Here is a 19,338-nt window from a genome sequence, read left to right as displayed (position 1 = left end):
ACTGCTTATCAATCTATTCAACAAGCTCTCTCTATTGATGGCTCCATTTTTTCCCCTAGTTGAGCAATTACGAAAAATTTTATGAATTAATAACCGATTGGGAAGCACTAGATTTAATAAGTCATGCACCAACTCCTACTAATCCTCAATATTCGATGATCCGGAATTATGGAATTGTTGAATGGGATCAGTGCTTTAATTCCCGTCAGTTGCTAACGCTTGTCACTTATGTACAAATTATCAACGAAGCTAAGGCGCTGCTACAGGCTGAGTATGAATTGGAAAAATTAGAGGCGATCGCAACTTATCTAGCTTTGGTATTAGATAGATGTGCTGATGCAAATTGTAGGCTAGTTATTTATAATGCTGCAAGAGCTTGTATTCAAAAAGCTTCTACACAACACGCATTAAATTTAATGTGGAATTATCCAGAAGTAAATGGGGCTACAGAACTCTGGAGTGCTTGTCAAGAAGAAAGTGCTAGAGACTATACACCACTTTGTACTTTATTCGGCACAAAACCTCATTCAACTGGCCTCCCCGGTATCGAACAATACGACCCTAAAACCATCCAAATCAATGCCGCATCCGCCGATAGCCTCTACCATATTCCCGACAAATCAGTCGATGCGATTATCACAGACCCGCCTTACTATGGCACAATCCCTTATGCCGATATTTCCGATTTCTTCTATGTCTGGATGAAGCGCACATTAGGCGATATATTCCCCGATTTATTCTACTCAGAACTCACCGACAAAGATAGAGAAGCCGTCGCCAATCCGTCGCGCTTCCGCAACATGGGTACATCTCCCGACGAACTGGCCAAACAAGATTACGAAGCAAAAATGGCCCTAGCTTTTAGCGAATATTACCGAGTTTTGCGCGATGACGGCGCGATGACAGTCCAATTCAACCACAAAGAATCCGGCGCGTGGGACGTGCTCACAAAATCCCTCATCGATGCCGGTTTCGAGATTACCGCATCCTGGGCCGTCAGTACCGAAAACCCGCAAAACTTGCACCAAGCGCAGAAAAACTCGGTTTCTAGTACAGTGCTCCTCGTCTGTCGCAAACGCGATCCTAACGCCGCCCAAGCTTGGTGGGACGATTTGCGCCCGGAAGTCGCCAATCTCGTAGAACTTCGCGCCCCGGAATTTGAAGCCAACGACATCAAAGGAATCGACCTTTATTTAAGCGCCTTTGGCCCCGCTTTAAATGTGTTCAGCCGTTCCTATCCCATCCTCGACAGCAGCGGCGAAGAAGTGCGCCCGGAAGTTGCATTTGCTGAAGCCAGAAAAGCCATAGCAAACTATCGTTTCCGCAAACTTGCACAAACCGATACCGCCGGATTTGACGCCCTGACTCAATGGTATTTCCTCGCGTGGGATGCCTTCGGCGCTGTCGAGTTCCCCTTCGATGAAGCGCGACAACTCGCCCTCGCCGTCGGCGGTTTCGATGTCGTTGATTTAGCAAAAAAATACAAACTGATTGACTCCGTTAGCGGCACTTGCAAATTTTTGACACCGAAACAGCGGCTGAAAAAATCAGCTTTTTCGGCCAATCCGCAAGATTTTTCGATGACATATTTAGTGGATGGATTGCACGCGATTATCGCTTTGTATCAAGAGGATGGAGATATTCAAATCGTGCGCGAGTTTATGAAAAAAACCGCTTTGACGGATCACGATAATTTCATGCGGGCGATAGAGGTGGCGCTGAAAGTTATTCCCCGGATTGGGGATGAGAAGAAACGCATCCCGGAGGAGAAGGCTTTGTTGGATTTGTGGTTGGCGATGGATGAGATTAAGGCGAAGGTTGTTTATCAACAGATGCCACTTCCGTTTGAGGGGCAGTTGAGTTTGTTTTAGGTTAGGTCAATTTAAGCTCAAACCCGCAGTCCGGCTTCAGGCAAAATCCGCACTCCGGGAGTCCGGCAGGGAATTCATTCCCTGCCTCAAAGCGAAAGTCCTCTGAAGAGGACTGAAGAATCTCTAGGATTTAATAATTAATATTTAATATATTAATTATTAATAATATTGTCGGCCGCAAGTGACCAAAGAGGGATGATAGGAATAACTAATCAGTCCTCTTTAGAGGACTTTCGCTATTAGCCAGGGAATTCATTCCCTGGCGGACTCTGGGAAACCGCATTGTTTATCGATCGGAAATCTGGAACCAAATTACTGGAGGTATCGATGAATCCTGAACAACCCGCCCTCTCACCTCTACATCAAAAAATCGATGCTGGTGTTAAAATGGCGATCGCACAGGCGATCGAGAAACACCGCAAACTCGGACAATCTATTAGTATTTGGCAAGATGGAAAAGTGGTGACTCTTTCTGCTGATGAGATTCCACCTCTTGAAAAAGATATTATATCAAGTCCGATTGATTAATGCTTGTACAATTTGCCATCTCGTAGGGGCGGGTTTTACCAACAATAATTGCCTAAGATTAATTATTTCGTAAACCCGCCCCCACCCAAGGATAAAAACCTAACTAACAAGAGAAGAGATCCCCCCTAGCCCCCCTTAATAAGGGGGGGACAAGAGTTTAATTCAAAGTCCCCCTTCTTAAGGGGGATTTAGGGAGATCGAGGATTGTGGCACATAACTAATAACTAATAATATGAATTTAACAGATTATGCTTGGCGGATTAGCTATTCTAGCAACGAAAATAACCCGATCGCCGATTTCTACATTCCCGCACTAGAATGTGCTCTACAGTACGATCGCAAATCCGGCTTTTTCAACAGCGCTATCCTCAGTAAAGTCGCGCAGGGATTGGGCGCGATGCTGCACAATCAAGGGCGGATGCGGTTAATCATGGGCTGTCAATTTAGCCCGCAAGATTTGCAAGCTATCCAACAAGGTTACGCCCTGCGAGATGCAGTTACTATCCGCCTCGATACGGATTTACAGCCGCCCAAAACCTTCGCCCAACTCAAACATTTTGAAATCCTCAGTTGGCTGATTCAAAACAGTTATCTCGATATTAAAATTGCCGTTCCCCTCAAATCTAACGGCTTACCAGTCGATACTGAAAGTTTACTCGATCGCCAGCATATTTTTCACGAAAAAGTCGGCATTTTTACCGACAGCAAGGGCGCACAATTAGCTTTTAGCGGTTCCAATAACGAATCTCTCAGCGGTTGGCAAAGCAACGTTGAATCGTTCCACGTTTATTGTGCTTGGGAAGGCGGCAGAGATGCAGAACGAGTTTCTGAAGAAATTTTTCGGTTTGAACAGTTGTGGAACAATTTATCGCCGAATGTGCGCGTTTTTGAAGTGCCGGAAGCGGTAAAAAATAAGTTGCTCAGCTATGCGCCTAGCAGTAAACCTGTGTGGAATCGGGAGGAAGGTTCGGCAACGGATTTTGTAACGGATGTAGCGGATGTAACGGATGTTAGGAGTCGGGATTTAGAAGGAAGAGTTGGGGATTTTGAATTATCTCAAGATTATGCTAAATTTGAACCGATTCTCAATTTGTACGCTTCGCCCAGTTGTCTCGATTATTGTTTGAAATCTATTCCGATCGCACCTTGGCCGCATCAGATTAAGATATTGCGTAGAGTGGCGGCAAATTTTCCGAAAAGTTTCTTAATTGCGGATGAGGTTGGATTGGGGAAAACCATCGAAACTGGGTTGATTCTGCGTTACTTGCTTGTTAGTAAAAAAGTCAAACGCGTGTTAATTTTAGCACCCGCTAGCATTCAGCCGCAATGGCACGAAGAGTTGCGCGAAAAATTTAATTTACACTTTTGGAGTTACAACAAAGGTGAGTTAAAAAATTCGTATGGGGAAAAAAGTCTGTCAGGGGAAGAAAATATTTGGAATTCCCAAAATCTGATTTTAGCATCATCTCATTTAGTCCGTCGGAGCGATCGTACAAAACAGCTTTTAGACGCGCAACCGTGGGATTTGGTGATTCTGGATGAAGCGCATCACGCCCGCCGCCAAAGCCCGCAAAACCGCAAGGAAACTCCGAATCGGTTGTTACAGTTAATGCAGCAGTTGCGAGAAAAAAGCCGATCGCTGTTATTATTATCCGCCACGCCGATGCAGATTGACGCGATCGAAGTTTTCGATTTATTGCACCTTCTGGGACTGCGGGGACATTGGTCTTATGGCGAGAATTTCTGCAATTATTTTAGCACGCTGTCGGAAAAGCCCGATCGCCAAACCTTGAATTTTTGGCAGCAGATGTCTGTAGATTACTTCCAGCAAGGGGGTTCGCCCTGTTTGCGGTTGCAGGAATATTTACAGAAGGGCGATCGGCTACTATATTATAAGTTGCGCGATGTCTGGGAAAAAAACCAGCGAGTCAACCCAAAACAAGTTGCTGAAGACACGGATTTTATCGCCGCTTCCCGCCAATATTTGACAGTGAATACTCCCCTCAAAGATTTGATGTTTCGCCACACCCGCGACACCTTGCGCCAATACTATCAGCGGGGATTGTTGGATCGCGATATTCCCCACCGCGCCGTCAGAGATAATGCCATTACTTTAGAAAATAACCGCGAAGTGCCACTTTATCTCGCCGTCAGCAATTACGTGCGCCACTTTTACAATCTAGCGCAAAAAGACAACCGCAAAGCGTTAGGTTTTTTGATGACTCTTTACCGCAAACGCCTGACAAGTTCGTTTTATGCGATCCGCGAATCCTTACAGCGTCGCCTCGAAGGAATTAGCATTACTGAGGATGATTTTCAGGATTTAGATGATGCGGATGATGTGATTTTGGAAGGAATGGAATCTTATTTTGAACCAGCCGATCCTGAAGAGATTAAATATTTAGAAGATTTACTGTATCAGTTCGAGAATACAGGCGAAGATAGCAAGCTTTCGCATTTTATCACAATTTTGCGTCAAGAACTAATCCAGCGCGAAAGTGCGATCGTCTTCACGCAGTACACCGACACAATGGACTATCTCAGAACTGCTTTACAACAATTATATGGTGCTCAGATTGCTTGCTATTCCGGGCGCGGCGGAGAATTGTATCAAAATGGAGAATGGCGAACTTTTCCGAAAGAACAAATCAAAACCCAATTCCGACAAGGAATCATCAAAATTTTACTTTGTACTGAATCCGCATCAGAAGGACTAAATTTGCAAACTTGCGGCGTTTTAATCAACTATGATATGCCTTGGAATCCGATGCGGGTGGAACAGCGAATCGGCAGACTCGATCGCATTGGACAGATTTATGATACTGTAAGAATACACAATTTTTATTACGACGGAACGGTAGAGGCGAAGGTTTACAAGAAATTGCGCGATCGCATCGATGCTTTTCAAACCGTAGTCGGCAATTTGCAACCGATTCTCGCGAGAGTTCCCACTTTCATCGAACGGGCTGTGATGAGTGCAGATCCCGAAGAAGAGGGCGTTTTGTTGGCAGAGTTCGATCGAAGTTTAGACGCGCCGCCTTTGCGCCTTGCCCTCGATGAAATGGTAGCGATGGATGTAGAATCAGATTTGCAAGAAATCCGTCAACCTTTGCCGCCGACTTCTCTGTTTCCTGAAACCATCGAAAATTTGTTTGTCAATTCTGTGATTTTAAAGCAGATTGGCGCTACATTCGATCGCTCGAAAAATCGCACTTGGCAGCTTAACTATAAAAGTCGCGGTTATTATATCACATTTTACCCGGATATCTTTGAGGAAAATGCTTCACTGCAATTGATGAGTTTTGGCAATCCGTTGTTTGAAGAAATGCTAAGTGCGATCGCCCTTATGTCAAACTGTGCTTAATCGAATATGTTTAGCCTGTTTCACGAGTTTACGCTATAGCAACCTTCTCGGCCGTTAAGACATTAATGATTTCTTCCACCCTTAATAGTTAAGCATCCTTATCCTGACTCCTGACTCCTAACTCCTGCTATACTTTCAGCAGTGCTAGAGTTTGGTGCTCAACTTTGGCACTTTAGGACTAAACTACTTTTTATGACGATCGTCCTTTTTATTTAATTTGCACAATGTCTTCAGAAACAAACTCAGCGGCTCAATCTACAACTGGTGCAGATGCGATCGATGTTGCGATCGCCAAGGGAGTCGATTTTGACGGCACTCCGATTCCCAAGGCAAAATTAGACCTGTACGAGCAAGTGATGGCATTAGAAGCCGGGAGACAGCGCAGTGGCGTGTCAAATACCATGCGATCGCGAATTGTCCGCATCGGTGCCAAACACATTGCCCAAGACGAGCTCGATAAAATGCTCCTCGATGCCGGCTTTGCACCGCTTAAAGAGAAAGAAATTGCTTTTTATTACGGCGGTAAGTAGATAGTATTTATCCTATTTTTCCAAACTCTTGTGGGGTGGGCATCTTGCCCGCCCAAAAGCTTAAATTTTAATGCTAAAAAACTTACTCACTCCGGTTTCAAAGTGCGTTCCATCAGCGATAAAACGGCTTGTTCTGGAGTAATTTCACTATTTAATAAGCGATAAACTTGACGAGATACAGGAACTTCAATGCCGCGTTGAGTAGCCAAATCAATCAACACATTAGTAGTATTAACACCCTCAGCAGTGCTCTGCAATTCGTACAAAATTTGCTCCAAAGATTTGCCTTTAGCTAACCCGAAACCAACCCGATAATTGCGCGATAAAGGACTGTTGCAAGTAGCAAGCAAATCTCCCAAACCAGACAAACCGTAAAAAGTTTCTGCGCGAGCTCCCAAACGAACTCCCACCCGAATCATTTCCGGCAAAGCGCGAGTCAGCAAAGCAGATTTAGCATTAGTTCCTAATTGTAAACCGTCGCAAACACCAGCGGCGATCGCAAATACATTCTTCAAAGTTCCACCTAACTCAGTCCCCAGCGGGTCTTCATTCACATAAACCCGAAAAATATCAGAACTGTAAATATTTTGGACTTGTTTGGCCGCCGCTAAATCCGAACTCGCCGCTACCGTTGCAGCCGGCAATCCCTGCTGAACTTCTTCGGAAAGATTGGGGCCGGAAAGTACCACTATTGAATTGTTAGGAAAAGCATTTTGCCAAATTTGAGACGGAGTGCGCGTAGTCGCGGGGTCTAAACCTTTGGTGACAGTAACTATAATTGTACTGGGACTTAACTCTAAAGCCAAAAGTCGATCGACTGTTGCTCCAACTCCTTTCATCGAAACTGCCGAAACAACAACATCCGCACCTGTTATAACTGATTCTAGATTAAAAGAACTGCTGCGCGACCACAAATTAACTCGAGATCCTTTTTTGCCTCCCAGATTTGCCAGTGCCGAACCCCAAGCACCTCCGCCTAATATTGTCAAGATTGGCATAGAATTTAGTTTAATGAATTTAACCGCAGATTAACACAGATAAATCACAGATAAATCATAGCAATCAACCTGCGTTAATCCGCGTGCATCTGCGGTTAAAAAATCCTCAACCTACAAACGCGGCCGCAATCCATAATGACGGTAACGCCAATAATCGCGCAAAATGCGATCGTGATCGAAACATAATTGCTGGGGAATCTGCCAAGATTCAAAAATCTGTAAATTTTTAGCATCGTCGGCGGCTTGAGGTTCGCCCGTTGCAGAAGCCAAAAATACAATACTGATAGTGTGTTCGCGGGCGTCGCGATTTGGGTCAGAATAAACGTAAAATTGCTCAATTAATTCTACATTCAAGCTTGTTTCTTCTAAAGCTTCGCGTTTTGCCGCCGTTTCTACCGCTTCCCCGTAATCGACAAAACCGCCGGGAAGTGCCCAGCCGTAGGGAATATTGCGGCGTTCGATGAGTATGATCGGCCGATGGGGGCGATCGGCTAATTCGATGATAATATCAACTGTAGGAGCGGGATTTCGGTAAGTCATTTGCAAAGGAAGAAGGAAGACACGACACGAATTTTGACACGGATACACGGATTAATTTCAACTGGTTAGGAGTTCCTTCTTCCTGCTGAATCATGCTAAACCGCGAAGTGGCACCCGCTGCTTTTGCAAAACCTCAGAGTACAGCTTTTCCAACTCAGTAATATTCTGACTGAGAGTGTATCGCTCCATGGCTCGTTGGCGTGCTTTTTGACCAAGCAGCATTCCCAACTCAGGATGATCGCAAAACAGCGGCAGCAAAGTTTGCAACTGACTCCGTACCCGCTGAGTGTTCAAAACTATCCCCGCGCCTTCCTCCAAAGCCTCGCCGTCAGCACCGGCATCGGTTGCCAAACAAGCCAAACCGCAGGCCATCGCTTCCAGCAGCGACAGCGACAGTCCCTCCACCAAAGAAGGCAAAATAAATACGTCTGCACCCCGCAGAATTTCGATCCGGCGTTCCTCCTCCGCAACAAATCCGAGCCACACAATGCCATCATCTTCGCCGTAAAACAGTTGCAGCGAGGCGGCTAGGGGCCCGTCGCCTACGATCGCCAATACGTTTCCAGGGCCAAAATTGCACTGTTTCCATGCCTTGAGCAAAGCCTCGACATTTTTCTCCTGGGCAATGCGGCCTTGGTAAACAAAAATTCGATCGGCCTTTAATTCCGACTTCAACCCCGAAGGCCCGGGCGAATATTTAACAGCATCCACGCCGTTGGGAATCACTGCCACCCGTTCTTCCGGCACTCCCAAGCGCACCAAAATATCCCGCTGAATGTAAGAAAATACGATCGTCGAGTCGTAGTTCGCCAAAAACGGAGCGTAAAGTTGATACATCAGGTGTTGGGTTCCCGATGTCAAATTCCGCAATTTGCGATCGAACGGCGGGTGAAAAGTCGCCACCAGAGGCAAATTCAATTCTTGACAAATTTCCGGCAGCAGAAAGTCTAAAGGCGAAAGCGTCAGGGAAGCGTGAACCACATCGGGTTTCAGCCGCCGCAGAGATTTCATCAGCACTGTGCGGGACTTGAGAGTGGGAATCGTATAAATTTGCGACTTGTAGTGACAGGGTAAAGAGACTTCGTTGCAACTAGCGGGCGATAGCGAATTGGTAAATGAGGTTTGAGCAATTCCCTTTCCCCATGAACCATTTGCCATGTTCCACCCCGTATTGTTCCTGTCCAGCGGGCTCGCTTCTTGGGCGAAGTGCAGGAAACTGACCTGGTATCCCCGGTCTAGTAGTGCGTTGGTGACTTCCCTGGAGTAAGTGACGTTACCGCAAAAAGGTGATTTTTTTCCTAGCCAAGCGATGTGCATTCGAGTAAATCAGGGTTTGTTATTTTTTAGCTTCGATCGACTTTGCTATTACTGCTACGGGAAATATACCAGGTTAAGACACCGCCAGCGATCGCTAATCCTGCTAAAGCCAAAAATACTGTGGGCAAACCCAGAAATGTTTCGGCTACCCCGGCCAAAGCCAAGGGTAAACTCAAAGCGATATTAGTGGCATTGTTTTGCAGCCCGAAGACTTTTCCCCGCATTTCTTCTGGGGTTTCTGCTTGAATTGTAGTCTGCATCGGCACTCCCACCAATGAGGCAAATAAACCCAACAGGGTAATGAACAGCACCGAGAGCCACAAATGGTGTGTAAATGCAGAAAGGCCCATCAGAGCAAGTGCCATGCCGATCGATCCGATTAAACTCAGTTGGGAGTGAGACAATTTATGGCCGAGATAGCCGACTGTCGCCGCCCCAGTAGCCATGCCAACGCCCACCGCAGCCAGCAAAAAGCCAAATTGTGATGCTTTCATACCGGGGAGGATTTCTGCCAGCCGCACTGCTAGAACTGCCAAGGCTGCAAAAATGGAAAAGAGAATAATTAGTTGAATTAAAGCATTGCGGACTTTCGGTTGATCGTTGATGTAACGCAGGCCGTCTTGCAAATCTGCTAGGGGGTGTGGCGCTTCGTGTTCGGCATCGTTTTTTTCGCCTGTTTTCATCGACAACAGCAGCACTCCGGCGAAGGCGTAACTTCCGCCTACTACTAATTCTTTGCCGATGCCGAGTCCGCCGCCGAGGTTGGAAAATAGGGTGTCGGCTAAAGCTAGTAAGGGTTCTCCGACTGCGAAGCCAATAATCACCGAACCCATCATGGTTGTGGTGTAGAGGGAGTTTGCCGATAGCAGGTGGCGGCGTTCCACAATTAGGGGAATCACTGACTGTTCTGCTGGGGCGAAAAATTGAGTTAGAGTCGAGACTAGGAATGTTACTAGCAGCAGCAAGCAGAATCCGAGCGGCAGTTGACCGAGTTCCCACCCGTCAGAGAGCCACAGCAGCACGGGCAATGTTAAAACAAAGCCTCCCCGCAGCAGGTTTGTGGCGACCAGCACTGCTTTTTTCGACCAGCGATCGACATACACGCCTGCGGCAGCCCCGAACAGCACTGCGGGAATGGTAAAGGCGATCATGATTGCTGATACCCACCTGCTGATGGTTTGATCTGGCGCTTGAAAGCGGCTGGCCACGAGGGCGATCGTCAGTACGAGATAAACTTTATCTGCTAGTTGGGAAAAAACTTGCCCGCTCCACAATGCTAGAAAATTTGGGTTTTTGAGCACTGGCAGAAATCCTGTTTCTTTTTCGGGAGTTTCGGCTACTGCTTCGGAGAGTTCTGCTGCTGGCTCGGGTGTGGGAACCGGGGGGATTGCTTCGGGTTGTTGGCTTTTGCCGTTGCTTGACTCTGTTTCGGGAGTTGTGGGAGATTTATCCATTTCTGGGTGTTCGACGTTGCTCCATTGTCGATCGGCCAAGAGGGGATCGGAGCGAAAATCGGGAAAATTTTCTCGTTCTTCCATTTTGTGGTGGGTCACAGCTAAAACAGATATTGTCAAATCAGAATCGGACATTCGCATCATAGGATTTGGGGGGGATCGCCTGGGATGGTGGAGGTTGGGGGGACGGGAATTTCAAATTGAGGTGTTAACCCCTAAGTTTATTAATAATCTCGTAACTTTATCTCTATCTATTATCTGATGTCGCAACAACCTTGAGAATTTACCTGAAATGGCCGGCTGGTTCGGGTATCCGGCAGGCTGGGGGTGCGATGTACGATCGCCCGTTCACCTATTTAACTCAACACTCAAAATTTAAAACTCAAAACTCTCTAGGTAGGTGTCGATCGAGCTTCCCGAGCGAATCGTGCAACCTAAATGATACTGGGCATATTGTCGCAAAATATTTTCTACTGATACCCAAGTTGTTCGATCGGCAATCCCCTCTCCTAGTTCTGGACTAGCCAACTGTTGCAGCGCTGCTAATTCATTAGCATTAATCTCGAAATTTGTCAAGTGTTTGCTGCTATCCATTTGGCGGGAACGGGAGGGGGATTTGTACAAGCTACCGGTTTGTGAAGAGAGTTCTGCCTCTAAGTTAGCTAGTTCGGACAAGCTGAAGGTTCCCCCAGAGGGTATACTAAACCCGGTTTGCCAGTTCGGATCGGTGAAGTTTGGGATGAGCGGCTGTCTGGTGGCGCAGCAAACTTGGACTTGGGGCGCGAGGCCGGCTAAGGCTAGCAGGTGAAAAATACCGTGGCTGAGGTGGGCGACCAGCACGGCGGCGGATTCGATTTCTGTGCGATCGGACAAACGCTCCAAACGGCTCAAATGTTCGCCCAGCAACCAAAAGAGTTCTTCTTGGGGCTCGTCGGAAAGGGCACTGGCGATCGCCAATTCGGCCAGATATTGCGCGGCGGAGAGTTTCCCGAGGTTGCGGCTCAAACCCGGATGAGATTGTACCGTGTCGGCTTGGGTAATTTTGTCGAGCGATCGGCCTTTAGCAATTAGCAATTCGTTAACGACAAATAATTCGCTTCTTCCGCCAATGGTCGATCGCTGTTTGCGAACACCCGGTGCTACGGCTCGAATTAAGCCGAATTCCCGCGTCAAAACTGTCAGCACTCGATCGGATTCGCCGATCGGCGCACTCTTGAGATTGATTCCAGTTGCTTTGTAAGTTCGAGTCACTCGATTTTAGATTTTAGATTTTAGATTTACTACATTACTTCGGACAGTTTCATTGTCCTCGTTGGTCGCTCAACCTGGAACAGTCATTCTACTGTTGGCAATCAAAAACTGTCCGAAGTATTGTTACTAGACACTAGCAAAAACAGTCCAATAGGCAGAACTTTTAGTTGTAGGGTGCGTAAGGCCGCACCAATTCCCAATTAGCCATGACCAATTAGCCATTGCTAATAACTAATAACTAATGACTAATGACTAATGACTTTTATCTAAATTATCGCGCTGGCGGAGTAATTCGGGGCCGCGAGAAGTCCCCAAACGAGTTGCCCCAGCTACTACCAAATCTAGAGCTTGTTCGTGAGTACGAATCCCGCCGGCCGCTTTAATCCCAATCCGTCCCTTCGTAACTTCCTTCAGCAGTCGCACATCGTCAACTTTCGCCGGGCCAAAAAAGCCAGTGTTGGTTTTGATGTAGGCGGCACCAGCTTCCATACAAATCTCAGCCGCTAATTGTTTTTCGGGATCGGAAAGAAGCGAACTTTCGATAATTGCTTTGATGGTGAGATTAGTTTCTTCGCAAATTTGGGCTAATTCCCGGTGGAATTCGTCGATTCTTCCAGCTTTCAACAATCCTAAGTTAACGGAGACATCTAACTCTACGGCTCCATTATCTGCAGCTTCTAGAGCTTCGTAAACTTTCACCGTTGAAGTCGAAGCACCGGTGGGAAAACCTATAACTGTACACACTTTGGGACGTTTGCCGTGCAGCAGCTCAACTGCTTGTCTGACGTAGGCGGGATACACGCAAACTGTGACAAACCCAAATCTCTCTGCTTGTTGGCAACAGTATTCTACTTGCTCTGGCGTAGCGGTGGGGTCGATCAGGCCGTAGTCGATCAAGGGGGCAATATCGATGTCTGCCTGGTTTGCAGCCATTGCTGTTTTTTCTCCGAAGTAACTACTTTATTAAGTATGTATCGAATTTACCCATTTTTGACCAAAAGCAGCCTGGGTACAACCCCCCGGATTCATCCGTGAGGTCAGTTTCTCCAATTTTTCAATTCTTCAATCGATTGACTTTACTCGGGGTCTTAATAAGTACAAATACTCAATTCGCTGCTCGTGAAAACTCTTGTGGGAATTGGTTGACAGATTCATTTAAGAAAAAAATATTTTCGTATCTCCCTTTAGATATATTTTTGATCTTTCTTTAGGTATACTTTGTTAAAAGTGTTGCGGTAGAGCCTGCGTCAGCTACGCTAGGGCAGAGCCTGGTAGCGGCTACTGTTTTTACTTTTAGTAGTGCTTTAAAAAAATAAAAGCCAGTGCCAAGCATGAATCATTTAGAACTCGAACAAGAAATTGGGAAGATGGCTAGAGCGATGATGAGTCGCAATAGCTTAATTGGTAAAGATTTGATTGCAGATCTCAGAGGGCGGCTGTCTGTTGACAGTGTAGCGGCTTTGATGATTGTCAGTATTGAGCGTTTGATTTGGTATGACTGCGAGTCCGTACTCTGGAGTTTGAGTTATTTGATTCCTGCTGACGTGATGGAAGAAATTCGCCGGATTACTGCGCTGGTTGTTTGCCAGCGGTTGATGGGCAAGGGTTTTGTGCTGGGCAAAGATTTTAGTATTGATGCAACAGGTCAGTTGCTGTTGAGTGAGAATGCTAAAACAGCGGTTGTGGTTGCTTGAATAGGGCAAGCAGAAGTTCGATCGCACTGTGAGATTTGCAGTTAGACTTGGGGCGCCCTAGGACTCTTTGTGTAACTGCAAACCTAATTCGGGATGCGGTGGTTAGAGTTGCGCGATTCACGTAGAGTTAAAATTCGCAGCAGCTCTAAAAAACGATGAGTGCGGTTAGATAAAAGAGCATTTTAGCAGAGGAAAATAGTTAGTTTCGACCGCAAATTGTTGAGGTTGTTACGGGTAGTTTGTACGGGCGATCGCCCTGTATCAAAAGTTTCCGATTTTTAGTGGAATTACCGTTTTACTCCCAGTAGGATTTGAGATAGAATCATCCTTAAGATAGATACGAAATATTATGAACTTAATTCAAAACTTGGAAGCGGCTTGGTACTACCACCTGGGTTCGCGTCACCTCGAAGCTAACGATGATCATGGTGCTCTGGCGAACTTTAACAGAGCTTTGAAGTTGCAATCAGATCATTATAAGGCTTGGTTCGGCCGAGGTATGGCTCTGGGGAAATTAGAACGGCACTTAGAGGCGCTGAAGAGTTTTGATGAGGCCTTGGCGGTGGAGCCGAATGCGAGCTTTGGCTGGCACAACCGGGCTATTGCTTTAGGAAAGTTGGGCCGGTGGTTGGAGGCTCTCAACAGTTTTGACCGGGCTCTGGAGTTCAGTCCGTGTTCGGCGAGTATTTGGCACAACCGGGGACTGACGCTGATCGATATGGGGCTGTACGAGAAGGCGGTTCGGAGTTTCGATCGCTCTTTAACTTTGCACCCGGAGGCTGCTTGGGCGTGGTACAACCGAGGTAATGCCTTGTTGGAACTCAAGCTTTACTATCAGGCGCTCAACAGTTTTGAACGGGCGATCGAGTTTAAGCCTGACGACGCGAAGGCTTGGTACAATCGCGGTCTAGCTGCGAACTATATGGGACTTTACAAACAAGCAGTGGCTAGTTTTAGCCGATCGATCGCTCTACAACCGGGCAGAGCCGAAGCTGTGGGCGAACGGAGAGTTGCTTTGGAGAAATTAATAGGTTTAAATCAGAGAAATGCCAAGTTTACTCCCACATCTGAGCGTCCCTTTGAAGATTATTTGATTTGGTACAACCGGGGTGTGGAATTGGCGCGAAAACGCTGCTACTCTGAGGCGATTGCTTGCTACGAAACAGTCTTAGAAATAAATCCTGATTTTGCTAACGCTTTTTACAATAAAGCTTGCTGTTATGCGCTACTGGGGTTTGCTGATTTGGCCCTTGACAATTTGCAGCGGGCTGTTGAGTTTATCCCTAATTTATACCGAGAGCTAGCTTTAGCTGACTCGGATTTAAGCTGCATTTGGAAACAAGAACGTTTTGAAGCGCTGATCCAAGGTTAATGTTACGCAAAAAACAGCTCGCCCAATTGGGGAGCTGTTTTTTTGGGTGGCGCAAATTCGATCGCTCGACAGTATTTGTGCAATCTTTGCTATTGCAGAGAAACTCGGATTGAGGGCTTGACCGGCCTCTTGGCAACTACGATTACCCGGTAGGTTCCGGACTCGGGGAGTTGAGCAAAAGTTTGACCTTCGCCTTGATCCAGAAGTTGTCCCGACGGAGATTCGATCGCCAGATCTAGATTTTTTTTGTTAGCTGTCACCCTAATTGTCTGCCCCTGCTTGCCTTGAACCGTGATGGGCTGGATTTGGTAGCCGGACATTTTGAGTTTGATTGTGGCTTGTTTTTCCTTGAATGCTATGGGAATTGCGCGATCGGGCCTATAAGTCCACTTGGCGTTAAAGTCGCGTCCGAGTACGAAGCTGGTGGTTTCACCTTTCGGGGTAACTCGCACGCGGTAGATGCCTGACTCTGGCAACTGGCCAATCCACTGATTGTCTGATTTTTCAATAACCCCCATATTTTCACCGTTGGGACTGTACAGTTCGGCTGTCAGTTTTCCCGCCCACAGGGAGAGAGTGAGTTCTCGCCCTTTGACGCCTTCAAAAATATAAGTGGTGGGTTGGTTGATGGTTTTTCGGATTTCCGAGGTTGACATTCGCTCGATGGGTTCGAGGTTTGAAACTGATTCAGAGGTAACGGGTTTGTTAAGGGTTTCTGTAATTTCCGAGGCAGCCATCAGCTCGCTCGGCGCAATTTTGGGGGCTACTGGGCTGGCAAATACTGATTTTGCCGTCATCATGAGTAGCATTCCAGTCAGTAAAATTAGTTTTTTCATGTCGCACTTCCGAAGGGGGGTAAAGAGTTGTATATGGTTACTTGTGTTTGCCTGTTTTCACCGGATTAAATCTGGCGATCGCACAGAGGCTACAGGAGCATCTAGGATACACGTAAATATCCCGTACTGGCACAAAACCTGCTGGTAGCAAATTGGCAGTGCGGGAGCTAAGTAGTAGCCTCAGTTTGTCGGGACATTTTAATGATACTCCTTACGCATAATATCATCACGGAATATTAGTAATTTTGTCGAGGAAAATTAAAGCTTTTTCCGAGGATCTTGCTAAAGAAATGCCCCCACCCAAAAAATGCGGTGTCTGGGATTCGGGCTCTGCCTTGCTACTATAAAACGGCTAGCACCCCCACGGGGTGAAAGCCCGTAGTGTTACTTCATTTTTGGCGATCGTCTAATTATGTAGGGCGCTGCAAACCGCACCTTACCATATTTGTAGCGCGTCAAACCCTTGTTTTCGTAAGTTTTGAGCCTGTATTTTTCTAGGGCAGATTTAGTCAGAAACTCTCATAGAAACGAGTTTGTTACTGCCAAATCCACCCTCCCACACTAGGTTAATTCCTATTACGAACCTGCCAGGATTTGCAGATAAGCTTGTACTGTTTTGGACAAGCCCATTTCTAGGGCTTCCGCAATTAAAGCATGACCGATCGATACTTCTAGTATATCAGGAATCGAGCAAAATTTAGCTAAGTTTTGCAAATTTAAATCATGTCCGGCATTCACTCCCAAACCTGCTGATTGAGCAGCTTTAGCTGCTAAGACATATTGTTGAAAAACAAATTCTACTCTACCTTCGCGAAAAGCAGTCGCGTAGGGTTCCGTGTACAATTCTACTCTATCTGCTCCAACTTCTTTTGCTAGCGGCATGAGAGCAGCATCTGCGTCCATAAACAAGCTGACTCTGATGCCGTGGTTTTTTAATTTTTCAATGATTGGTAAGAGCCGATCGCGATTTTCGGGAATATTCCAACCGCTATCCGATGTTAGCACGTCTGGAGCGTCCGGGACTAAGGTACACTGAGCCGGTTTTACGTCGCAAACTATATCCATAAATGGCGGCTGAAACGGATTTCCTTCTATGTTGAACTCAACGGTTAGCATTTTAGCTAATTCGTAAACATCGGCAGCTTTGATGTGCCTTTCGTCGGGGCGGGGATGGACTGTAACGCCATGAGCTCCGGCAGCAATTACTGTTTTTGCGGCTTCCGTAACGCTGGGGATACCGATGTTTCGAGAGTTTCTGAGGAGGGCGATTCTGTTGATGTTAACGCTGAGTTTAGTCATGGGATGTTACTCTTTAAGGTTGATGCTACTATGTTAATCGCTTTCGGTACGAAACTTGAGCCTATTGCGTTCGTGTTAGGGTGTTATCAAAGTAAAAATTAGCTTCTGCAAGCGGTAAACTTTCTGCAAAAAAAGATTCAGCTATTTGCTGTTTGGCTGCCAAATCTTCAAGGTTGGCAATGCAGAAAAGCGGTGCAATGCGAGCGACTATTTGGGGCGGAAAATCTCGGGTGAAATATTTTAGTTCAAAGTCGTATCTGTGCGGGCGGTAAATCATGCCCAACAGTTCGACTAAGGGGAGAAGCGTCCAATTGTGATAGTTGCCGATCGCATCTACTAAATGTTCGCGATAAATCTCTTTTTTAACCAGAGGTTGCAGCAAATCGAAACGGATTTTAATTTCCTTGAATCGGGTTTGCATTTGGGATAAATGATGGTTTTTATCCAAAAGATGCGGTACAGCTAGATTAGCTTTGTCAAAGGCGATCGGGACTTGTCCGTGTCTCTCTATTTCCAGAAAATCGTTGCGGCTGCTGCGCCGAAAAACGGCAAAATCAATTAGCAAAAACGGCGGGGTTTCTTTGAGCCGCCAGAAGCACTGCGATTGACCGTGCCAAGCGGGTTCGGGAACTCGATATTTGAGTTCGATTTCGGCAATTTCGGCGAGGGCTTTTTCAACAATCTCAAATGTTTCTTCCACGCAGTTATCTTCAACCACAACGGCAATATCGAGGTCTGACCACTCGTCGGTGTATCCGTGGGCTGCTGAACCTCCTTGCCACAAAGCGAGAACAAAATCTAAAGGTTGTAAGGTAGAAACAATCTTTTCGAGAATGATTTGTCTCATGGAATCAAGCTATACTGTTTGTTTTCCCTGGCTTGGACAAGTTTAACAAACGATCGCGTGTTGAGATTGCTCCGCTACAGTTGTCCGAGGAGTTGCTAATGCTTCCGGTTGTGCACTGCTGCCAAAAATTACACGGGAAGCTGCAAGGGAAAGTGGCAATCTTTGGGAAAGTGCGATCGCCCGCGATTGAAAATCAGCCTTATATTGTCAGAATCAGAAACTTGCCCGCTGTCCGGTAACATGAGAAAGGATTAATTTTTAACAGCGCGGCATGGCTACTATTTGGGAACTCGACTTTTACAGCCGTCCAATCCTAGACGAGCGAGAGAAAAAAAAATGGGAAGTGTTGATCTGCGAAAGCCCGCTGAATGTAAGCGACAAGGCCGAATCTCTGTTTCGCTACTCGCAATTCTGCTCCAGTTCTACCGTGAATTCCCTGTGGCTGGCGGGTGCAATTAAAGAGGCGATCGCCGCAGCACCGAAACGACCCGAAAAAATCCGCTTTTTCCGCCGCCAAATGGCGAACATGATTACCAAAGCCTGCGAGGACTTGGACATTGCCGCCGCCTGCAGCCGCCGCACCCTCGCCCTCAGCCTGTGGCTGGAAGAACGGATGCAAGACGTTTATCCCGCCGAACCGGGCTATCAAGCGGTTGTGAACCCGAGCGTTCAATTTGTACCCGAAACGCCAGTTGCGCTGCCCGATGCTTTAATCGGCGAAAAATGGGCGTTTGTGAGTTTGCCACTAGCAGCTTTTGACGAAATGTCCGAGTGGGATATCGGATTTGGCGAAGCTTTCGGACTGCCGATGACACGCCTCGCCCCAGAAACGCAAATTCCGGGACTAATTATCTACTCGTCGAGAGCAACAGCCCTGGCAGGTTGGATGTCGGGCTTGGAGTTGGCTTTTCTAAAATTTGAGAGCGGCCCACCCGCTAGGCTGGTATTAGATACGGGAGCTAACGATCGCTGGATTTTAGCTAATCTCAGAGACGCAGCAACTGAGAGAGAAGGGAAAGGATTTGAAGCCGCTAAAAAGCAAGCAAAAAAAGTACATTTCTTAGCAATTCAGTCGAGCCCCGATTCGGAATCTTTTGCAGGATTTTGGCTGCTGCACGAACTAACTATTTAGTAGCTCGCTTGGCAATAACTGATATCGGGCAGCATTCTCAATCAGATTTAAGCAACCGGATTTTTTTAGGGAAAATCTCGGCTTTCAGAGCTGAATCGCAGTAAAAAAGTCGGTTTCTGACCGCAGCCAAAAACAGATACCGTCCCACGTACTCCTGTGGTGGAGATATCAAAATTTTAGATTCTAGTTCAAGTTCCCAGATTCATCTGTGGAGTAAATCTAAAACCTAAAATCAAAAAGCTAAAATCGACGCTAAGCGGTTGGCAAGATGCAAACAATCACAAAGGCGTACAATCTTGCGATGG

Annotated in this window: 16 protein-coding genes; 7 read left to right on the top strand and 9 right to left on the bottom strand. The window is 46.6% G+C overall.

Translation table 11 applies throughout. The features are described 5' to 3' along the window. Positions 1-155 precede the first annotated feature (155 nt). The 4 genes from QUA71_RS24415 (at position 156) to QUA71_RS24400 (ending at position 6,293) form a co-directional block, all read left to right on the top strand. The gene (locus QUA71_RS24415) at positions 156-1,871 is read left to right on the top strand and encodes a DUF1156 domain-containing protein (protein WP_445243824.1); all 1,716 of its coding nucleotides are present in this window, start codon (positions 156-158) and stop codon (positions 1,869-1,871) included. A gap of 327 nt (positions 1,872-2,198) precedes the next feature. After that, entirely contained in the window at positions 2,199-2,399 is a 201-nt protein-coding gene (locus tag QUA71_RS24410; RefSeq protein WP_333289024.1) for a hypothetical protein, read from the top strand. A gap of 232 nt (positions 2,400-2,631) precedes the next feature. Next, positions 2,632-5,763, top strand: a complete 3,132-nt coding sequence (locus QUA71_RS24405; protein ID WP_333289022.1) for an SNF2-related protein — start codon at positions 2,632-2,634, stop codon at positions 5,761-5,763. A 224-nt stretch (positions 5,764-5,987) separates the two neighbouring features. Next, complete coding sequence (locus QUA71_RS24400) at positions 5,988-6,293, top strand: small RNA NsiR4-regulated ssr1528 family protein (RefSeq protein WP_333289020.1); 306 nt, start codon at positions 5,988-5,990, stop codon at positions 6,291-6,293. 86 nt (positions 6,294-6,379) lie between these two features. On the opposite strand, the gene QUA71_RS24395 is transcribed toward QUA71_RS24400, so the two are convergent. The 6 genes from QUA71_RS24395 to deoC form a co-directional block, all read right to left on the bottom strand. Continuing rightward, positions 6,380-7,291 (bottom strand): NAD(P)H-dependent glycerol-3-phosphate dehydrogenase, encoded by a 912-nt coding sequence (locus tag QUA71_RS24395; protein WP_333289018.1) that lies wholly within the window; start codon positions 7,289-7,291, stop codon positions 6,380-6,382. Between the two features lie 111 nt (positions 7,292-7,402). Continuing rightward, positions 7,403-7,831 carry an NUDIX hydrolase gene (locus QUA71_RS24390; RefSeq protein WP_333217268.1) on the bottom strand — a complete coding sequence of 143 codons (429 nt, stop codon included), beginning with the start codon at positions 7,829-7,831 and terminating at the stop codon, positions 7,403-7,405. A 90-nt stretch (positions 7,832-7,921) separates the two neighbouring features. Further along, on the bottom strand, positions 7,922-9,148 hold the full coding sequence (locus QUA71_RS24385) for a glycosyltransferase family 4 protein (RefSeq protein ID WP_333289016.1): 1,227 nt from the start codon (positions 9,146-9,148) through the stop codon (positions 7,922-7,924). A 26-nt stretch (positions 9,149-9,174) separates the two neighbouring features. After that, entirely contained in the window at positions 9,175-10,746 is a 1,572-nt protein-coding gene (locus QUA71_RS24380; RefSeq protein WP_333289014.1) for an MFS transporter, read from the bottom strand. A gap of 231 nt (positions 10,747-10,977) precedes the next feature. Further along, positions 10,978-11,853 (bottom strand): DNA repair protein RecO, encoded by an 876-nt coding sequence (gene recO / locus QUA71_RS24375; RefSeq protein ID WP_333289012.1) that lies wholly within the window; start codon positions 11,851-11,853, stop codon positions 10,978-10,980. Positions 11,854-12,105: 252 nt separating this feature from the next. Further along, a complete protein-coding gene (gene deoC, locus QUA71_RS24370) occupies positions 12,106-12,786 on the bottom strand; it encodes a deoxyribose-phosphate aldolase (protein WP_333289011.1) in 681 nt (226 codons plus the stop codon). A gap of 398 nt (positions 12,787-13,184) precedes the next feature. Between deoC and QUA71_RS24365 the strand changes: the two genes are divergently transcribed. Further along, complete coding sequence (locus tag QUA71_RS24365; RefSeq protein ID WP_006635303.1) at positions 13,185-13,547, top strand: hypothetical protein; 363 nt, start codon at positions 13,185-13,187, stop codon at positions 13,545-13,547. Between the two features lie 349 nt (positions 13,548-13,896). Further along, on the top strand, positions 13,897-14,919 hold the full coding sequence (locus tag QUA71_RS24360) for a tetratricopeptide repeat protein (RefSeq protein ID WP_333289008.1): 1,023 nt from the start codon (positions 13,897-13,899) through the stop codon (positions 14,917-14,919). Between the two features lie 89 nt (positions 14,920-15,008). Here QUA71_RS24360 and QUA71_RS24355 read toward each other — a convergent pair whose 3' ends face one another. The 3 genes from QUA71_RS24355 to QUA71_RS24345 all read right to left on the bottom strand — a co-directional run bounded on the left by QUA71_RS24355 (position 15,009) and on the right by QUA71_RS24345 (position 17,901). Then, the gene (locus QUA71_RS24355) at positions 15,009-15,755 is read right to left on the bottom strand and encodes a hypothetical protein (protein WP_190662533.1); all 747 of its coding nucleotides are present in this window, start codon (positions 15,753-15,755) and stop codon (positions 15,009-15,011) included. Between the two features lie 576 nt (positions 15,756-16,331). Then, entirely contained in the window at positions 16,332-17,054 is a 723-nt protein-coding gene (locus tag QUA71_RS24350; protein WP_333289006.1) for a pyridoxine 5'-phosphate synthase, read from the bottom strand. Positions 17,055-17,115: 61 nt separating this feature from the next. Then, positions 17,116-17,901 carry a nucleotidyltransferase domain-containing protein gene (locus tag QUA71_RS24345; RefSeq protein ID WP_333289004.1) on the bottom strand — a complete coding sequence of 262 codons (786 nt, stop codon included), beginning with the start codon at positions 17,899-17,901 and terminating at the stop codon, positions 17,116-17,118. Between the two features lie 271 nt (positions 17,902-18,172). Between QUA71_RS24345 and QUA71_RS24340 the strand changes: the two genes are divergently transcribed. Beyond that, positions 18,173-19,033: a Tab2/Atab2 family RNA-binding protein gene (locus QUA71_RS24340; protein ID WP_333289002.1), complete on the top strand. Its 861-nt coding sequence runs from the start codon at positions 18,173-18,175 to the stop codon at positions 19,031-19,033. Positions 19,034-19,338: the final 305 nt, after the last annotated feature.

The organism is Microcoleus sp. MON1_C5 (genome assembly GCF_036701875.1).
Taxonomy (GTDB): domain Bacteria; phylum Cyanobacteriota; class Cyanobacteriia; order Cyanobacteriales; family Microcoleaceae; genus Microcoleus.
This window is presented reverse-complemented; position numbering and strand designations above follow the sequence as displayed.

Excerpts from the sequence above, each read along its gene's own strand:
- QUA71_RS24415 (WP_445243824.1), top strand. The coding sequence starts at position 156 with ATGATCCGGAATTATGGAATTGTTGAATGGGATCAGTGCTTTAATTCC.
- QUA71_RS24350 (WP_333289006.1), bottom strand. The coding sequence starts at position 17,054 with ATGACTAAACTCAGCGTTAACATCAACAGAATCGCCCTCCTCAGAAAC.
- QUA71_RS24380 (WP_333289014.1), bottom strand. The coding sequence starts at position 10,746 with ATGATGCGAATGTCCGATTCTGATTTGACAATATCTGTTTTAGCTGTG.
- QUA71_RS24400 (WP_333289020.1), top strand. The coding sequence starts at position 5,988 with ATGTCTTCAGAAACAAACTCAGCGGCTCAATCTACAACTGGTGCAGAT.
- deoC (WP_333289011.1), bottom strand. The coding sequence starts at position 12,786 with ATGGCTGCAAACCAGGCAGACATCGATATTGCCCCCTTGATCGACTAC.
- QUA71_RS24355 (WP_190662533.1), bottom strand. The coding sequence starts at position 15,755 with ATGAAAAAACTAATTTTACTGACTGGAATGCTACTCATGATGACGGCA.
- QUA71_RS24410 (WP_333289024.1), top strand. The coding sequence starts at position 2,199 with ATGAATCCTGAACAACCCGCCCTCTCACCTCTACATCAAAAAATCGAT.
- QUA71_RS24390 (WP_333217268.1), bottom strand. The coding sequence starts at position 7,831 with ATGACTTACCGAAATCCCGCTCCTACAGTTGATATTATCATCGAATTA.
- QUA71_RS24395 (WP_333289018.1), bottom strand. The coding sequence starts at position 7,291 with ATGCCAATCTTGACAATATTAGGCGGAGGTGCTTGGGGTTCGGCACTG.
- QUA71_RS24360 (WP_333289008.1), top strand. The coding sequence starts at position 13,897 with ATGAACTTAATTCAAAACTTGGAAGCGGCTTGGTACTACCACCTGGGT.
- QUA71_RS24385 (WP_333289016.1), bottom strand. The coding sequence starts at position 9,148 with ATGCACATCGCTTGGCTAGGAAAAAAATCACCTTTTTGCGGTAACGTC.
- QUA71_RS24365 (WP_006635303.1), top strand. The coding sequence starts at position 13,185 with ATGAATCATTTAGAACTCGAACAAGAAATTGGGAAGATGGCTAGAGCG.
- QUA71_RS24345 (WP_333289004.1), bottom strand. The coding sequence starts at position 17,901 with ATGAGACAAATCATTCTCGAAAAGATTGTTTCTACCTTACAACCTTTA.
- QUA71_RS24340 (WP_333289002.1), top strand. The coding sequence starts at position 18,173 with ATGGCTACTATTTGGGAACTCGACTTTTACAGCCGTCCAATCCTAGAC.
- QUA71_RS24405 (WP_333289022.1), top strand. The coding sequence starts at position 2,632 with ATGAATTTAACAGATTATGCTTGGCGGATTAGCTATTCTAGCAACGAA.